General features: G+C 63.3%; 6 protein-coding genes. 3 read left to right on the plus strand and 3 right to left on the minus strand.

Translation table 11 applies throughout. The features are described from left to right. The 3 genes from ABEA07_RS19140 to ABEA07_RS28675 all read left to right on the plus strand — a co-directional run. Positions 1 to 230: hypothetical protein (locus tag ABEA07_RS19140; RefSeq protein WP_345539816.1), on the plus strand; the 230-nt coding region annotated here is incomplete at its 5' end. Positions 231 to 587: 357 nt separating this feature from the next. Next, complete coding sequence (locus ABEA07_RS19145; RefSeq protein ID WP_345026473.1) at positions 588 to 1457, plus strand: replication initiation protein; 870 nt, start codon at positions 588 to 590, stop codon at positions 1455 to 1457. Between the two features lie 110 nt (positions 1458 to 1567). Then, the gene (locus ABEA07_RS28675) at positions 1568 to 1729 is read left to right on the plus strand and encodes a helix-turn-helix domain-containing protein (protein ID WP_408610982.1); all 162 of its coding nucleotides are present in this window, start codon (positions 1568 to 1570) and stop codon (positions 1727 to 1729) included. An 839-nt stretch (positions 1730 to 2568) separates the two neighbouring features. On the opposite strand, the gene ABEA07_RS19150 is transcribed toward ABEA07_RS28675, so the two are convergent. The 3 genes from ABEA07_RS19150 to ABEA07_RS19160 all read right to left on the minus strand — a co-directional run bounded on the left by ABEA07_RS19150 (position 2569) and on the right by ABEA07_RS19160 (position 4386). Beyond that, positions 2569 to 2997 (minus strand): hypothetical protein, encoded by a 429-nt coding sequence (locus ABEA07_RS19150; protein ID WP_198395079.1) that lies wholly within the window; start codon positions 2995 to 2997, stop codon positions 2569 to 2571. 141 nt (positions 2998 to 3138) lie between these two features. Then, on the minus strand, positions 3139 to 3696 hold the full coding sequence (locus ABEA07_RS19155) for a DNA-binding protein (RefSeq protein ID WP_198395080.1): 558 nt from the start codon (positions 3694 to 3696) through the stop codon (positions 3139 to 3141). A gap of 168 nt (positions 3697 to 3864) precedes the next feature. Further along, entirely contained in the window at positions 3865 to 4386 is a 522-nt protein-coding gene (locus ABEA07_RS19160) for a GNAT family N-acetyltransferase (protein WP_332839808.1), read from the minus strand. Between the last annotated feature and the right edge of the window lie 811 nt (positions 4387 to 5197).

Consider the following 5197-nt stretch of genomic DNA (forward strand, 5'->3'; position numbering starts at 1 on the left):
GTCGAACAAGTACGACCATGCAGCCGCTCACCGGCATCAGCATTCGTGCCCCCTGTTGCCCATTGAAAGGCCACCCGGTGAACCACCCGATACCCACCCACCTCCTCGTCACCGTCGTCGTCCTCGCTCTCCTCTTCCTCATCACCTACGGACCCCATGAACGTGTTCCCTACCTCCTCGAACTAACCCGCATCCTCACCTCTCTCACTCACCCCAGCCCCACCACATGACCACTCAACTCCCGCCCCCAACCCAGCACGTCAGACCGGGTCGGCCTGTACACACGAGATGACAGGTCGGCGGATAGGTCAACGACAGCTCGCGTGTGGCCCTGTGCACCAATCGCAGGCGCACCACGTCGCCTCTTGCTGTAGTCGGGACTCCCTACCGTTGATCTGTGGAGCGGGCAGGTGCGTGCATGGTCGGGGGAACTGCCGGGGGTAGTCCCAGCGAGGTCACCCGGAGGAACGGACTTCGCTCCGCGAAGGCTGGATCTCACCGAAACATCTGACTTGGTTGGCGACCCACTTTGAACACGCCGACAGAAATCCCACCCTGAACATCTCAGCCGTGGGAGCGTGGCGAGTATGAGCGCACCGACGACAGAGCAGTGGGAGCAGATGTGGCTGCCGCTGTGGCCCCTGGCCTCGGACGAGCTGCGAAGCGGGATCTACCGCATGAGCCGTGAGAGCGCCCTGGGCCTCCAGTACATCGAGGCGAACCCTCAAGCCGTCTCGAACCTCCTCGTAGTCGACATCGACCACCCAGACGCCCTGCTGCGCAGCGTCGAGCAGCGCAGGGACTGGCTGCCGAACGCGGTCGTAGAGAACCCTGAGAACGGCCACGCCCACGCGGTGTGGGCACTGGCAGAGCCAGTCACCCGCACGGAGTACGCCCGCCGTAAGCCGCTGGCGTACGCGGCCGCAGTCACAGAAGGTCTACGCCGGTCGGTCGAGGGGGATGCCGCCTACTCGGGGCTGATGACGAAGAACCCCACGCACGACGCATGGGCCGCGTGGTGGATGACGGACCACCTCTACAGCCTCAACGAGCTCGAGCACTTCCTCGACCGCTTCATGCCTCCGGAGTCCTGGCGACGCACACGCCGGAAGAAACCCGTAGGACTCGGCCGCAACTGCTCCATCTTCGAAACCGCACGCACCTGGGCCTACCGCGAGATCCGCCACCATTGGGGCGATCCCGCAGGTCTGGCAATGGCAATTGACCTCGAGGTGCATCGCCTCAACGGAGAGTTCGCAGAGCCGCTGCCGGTCAACGAAGCCAGCCAGATCGCTGCGAGCATCCACCGATGGATCGTCACCGAATCGCGCATGTGGCGCGACGGCCCAGTCGTCTACGAGGCCACCTTCTCCACAATCCAATCCGCCCGGGGAAAGAAGAGCGGTGCGGCACGTAGCAGGGCAGGAAGAAACCGCATCATGGAGGCACTCAAATGACTGCTGACCGGATTCCACGAAACGGCCTGACCATCCGAGAGCTCGCCGCTCGTGCCGGAGTCACTCCACGCACCATCAAGACGTGGACCTCGGAGCCACGCGAGGTTTATATGAGCCGCGCACAGAAGCGCCGGGCGAAAATTCGGGAGCTGCGGGCCACTGGTATGAGTATGCGCGCGATCGCGGAGGAGGTCGGCTGTTCGGTAGGCACCGTTCACTACGCGCTCAATCACCCTGACGGCCAGGGTGGGCACCTCACGAGAAGAGAATAGGAAATGACTACGCTCCCACCGGAGACGAAGAAGACGACTTTCGACTTTGAGGCAGATGTATACCGTGCGCTCAAGATGCACGCAGTCGCGACCGATCGGCCCATCCGTGAACTGATCCACAAGTACGTGCGGGCTGGCCTGGCCTATGAAGGAGTCCCGATCACAGCGCGGCGACCTGATGCCTGACAGCCCACAGTTCCTCACGCTGCGAGAAGCCGCGCGAGACTGGACCGCGAGCCTGTCCACGTTGCAACGACACCGCCGCGAGGGCGATCTCGAATCTCTCGGCGCGCACAAGGACACCCGTGGAGCTTGGAAGATACCGCCTACGGCTCTGGCGGCACTCGGCTATACGCCGGTGTCTGGCACCGGGCCAGACACCAGCGACGTGACACCGCCTGACACCACCCCTGAACACACCCCGGAACCAAAGCACACACAGCTCAATACCCTCCGCGATGAGCTGGCTGCCACACGGGAGCGACTGGCCCGTCTCGAAGCTGAAAACGAGGGACACCGTGCCTTGCTGGCAGAGCGTGAGCGCACCGTCGAGACCCAAGCCCAAGCGTTGCGGATGCTCACCACAGGCTCTACCGCGACACCCCCTGACACCGGTCTCACTACACCCATCGTGGCACCCGCTGACACCGCTTCTGACACTCCGGTGACCACACCCACCACACACGCGCATGACGCGCCGTCGCCGCGTCGCGGCGGGGGACTGCTCTCTCGGCTGTTGCGGCGACCGCGCTAGGCCCGTGGCCGGAACGGGAGCCAGCTGGGAATGCGAGCAATGAGTGCGTCGAGCTGCGCGGTGAGCCGACCCCGCTCCGCCCGGTTCACGAAAAGTCAGGGCTCGGAGGCAGCTGACGGATACGGCCTGATCTCTTTAGCATAAAGTAGCCCAACGCGGCGCCCGCCGAAAGAATGGAGAAAAGCGCCGCAGTTGGCCACGCAAAGATGAGCGTTAACAACAGTAGAGATGAGGCCGCTACCCCTTCATCAAAAACTAACGCATGGGCTAGCATCACACAATAAGCGGACACCAGGAATAGTGGCAGTGCCACAACAAACTGCATGCCCGAATTCCTCACTGGAATCACCCTGGTGAGGACTGATGAAATTACTGGGGGTACGAGCAGGAACCATGCGATATCCGCCATATCGGATGTGAAGACCTGCCCGGAAGCCGCGTATAGGACGAAGTGCACCAAGAAATGCAAAAGTCCCGATAGCGCCATAAAAAGAGGTATCATTTGGTCTTTCATGTTTGTTTAATGTAGTCAATTTATGGTTCTAGTCTTTCACTCGTGAACGGGATTTTATGCGCCGTTACGGAGATGAACCTGTCTCGTCAGGCACTCCGGGTGAGGGTATGGCCGTTTATGCGTGGGCCGGCTGGGGGCTACTCACGACAGCTCCTCACGCTTAGTATCGATCTCCGGGATGCGGGCGATGAGCGCGCGCATCTGTTCGCTCACTCGGTCACGCTCGGCCTCGGCTGCCTCCGCGCGGTCCTCGGCGCGGGATGCGCGCACCACCGCGTCGTCCCGCGCGGACACGACAGACGCGCGCTCCTGCTCAGTTTTGTCGAGACGAGCGGCGCGCTCGTCACGTTCCGTCTCCACGTCCGCGACGGTGGCGGTGAGGGCATCGACCTCGCCACGCAGCTCCTCGACCTCGGTCGCGAGCCTGTCGCGCTCCGGTGTCACCGCAGCCAGCGCCGCGCGATAGGCATCCGCCCAGATCGCCGACAGCCGGCCCTGCACGTCCTCGGGGACGTCAGGGATGACCTCGTGGTCCTGCTCGGCGGCTGCCGCGTTCCACGCCTTCGCCGTCGCCGCTGCGACGACCATGCGCACGCCTGCCGCCTCGCGCACCGCCCTCGCGGTCACCGCCATCCCGCGATCCGCGAGGTCACGTGCTGCCTGCTCTGCCCGAACTTCCGGTGTCTGGTTCTCCTGCATGGCGCACCCTCCCAAGTAGAAACACCGGTAACGATTGTTACCTGTTTCCATGTTACCACTCGAAGGAGGTTTCTGCACCTCCTGCGCGGAAGCTCGAGAACAGCTTGCCCGGTGACCCGAGTCCTCTGGCATTGTGCAGCTCTCTGCTCATGCCGTGCACGGCATGCTCTACCTGCGCGCCATGCGGATCTCATCGAGGCCGTCAATGTCCGGGTCCGACTTCCGAGTGCCATCGGGCTGGAAGCCGTTCCTCTCATAGAAGCGAATCGCGCGCGGGTTCTCCGCCGCCACCCAGAGACACGCGGCCTCACGTCCGACCATCGCGTCCAGCAACCGTTGCCCCAGACCGGTGCCGTAGTGCTCTTCCAGGATGTACAGCGCGTAGAGCTCGGGGCCTTCACGGTCGTCGTCCCGGGCCGGACCGCGGATGCCGAAGCCCACCACCTCATCTGCACTGGTCGTGGCGATCCGCACGCGTTCGCATACGCGGTCATCCGCGAGGAGTGACTGCCACATCTGCACCCGCGCTGCCCGGGCGCTGTCGTCGTAGAACCGCGACGGCAGGATCGCTCCGTACGCCTGCCGCCAGCCCTCCACGTGGACGTGTGCGAGTGCGTGTGCCAGCAGGTCGTGAGGAGCGAGTGGTGCGTTGCCGGTGCGCACACACGGTTGATCGATGACGTAGTCCACAGAATCCCCTCGGTCGCTCGTCGCTGAACTTCCCACAGCTTCCCACTCGACTTCCAACACTGAGAAGTTGGGTCGCTCCGTTGCATTGCAGCAGGAGAGACCGGTCAGAAGTAGGTGCGATCACCGCCCCCTGACGGCATCCTCAGAGGCAACCGAAGTCGCAGCGCAGCGGAGACTTTGGGCGGCAGCCGGCCCAGTGTAACGACACCACGGAACCCCAGTTCGAGGTGACCCCGTGGCGGCGCTGAAAGCGCGCAAAAGGACATCTGGCACCCAGATGTTATAGCTCGCTCCGTCCTGCACGGACGCAGACCGTACCCGCTTATGCGTGGATAAGTCGCGCACGCTCCATCCCCACTGGATGCCACGTGTCGCACCTTCGAGCAGCTGCGCAGAAGCGGTCGCGCCCACCTGCCGAGCACCCCGTCTGACCTCGGTCATTGGTAATGCAAGAGGTGTGCCCGCTTTATCGTCGCGCTGAGGCGGAGGTGCGGACGCATAAGCGGGTGCGGTCTGCGGCTGAGGGTGCAGTCACGAGGCTGATGCGTGTAGGTGTGTGGTCGTCATCAACGGCGCATCATGTCCTGCTAATCAATAGGGCCAGGTCAGGTCACGCATAAGCGGTCACACCTGGTCTCGTCACACGAGAACACGAGACACGACACCGGCGTCATCCCCCATCTGGGCCGGCAACGTTCCGACACTCACCGTGTCGAACAAGTACGACCATGCAGCCGCTCACCGGCATCAGCATTCGTGCCCCCTGTTGCCCATTGAAAGGCCACCCGGTGAACCACCCGATACCCACCCA

This window comes from Variovorax defluvii, assembly GCF_039541515.1.
In the GTDB taxonomy this organism is placed as follows: domain Bacteria; phylum Pseudomonadota; class Gammaproteobacteria; order Burkholderiales; family Burkholderiaceae_C; genus Variovorax; species Variovorax defluvii.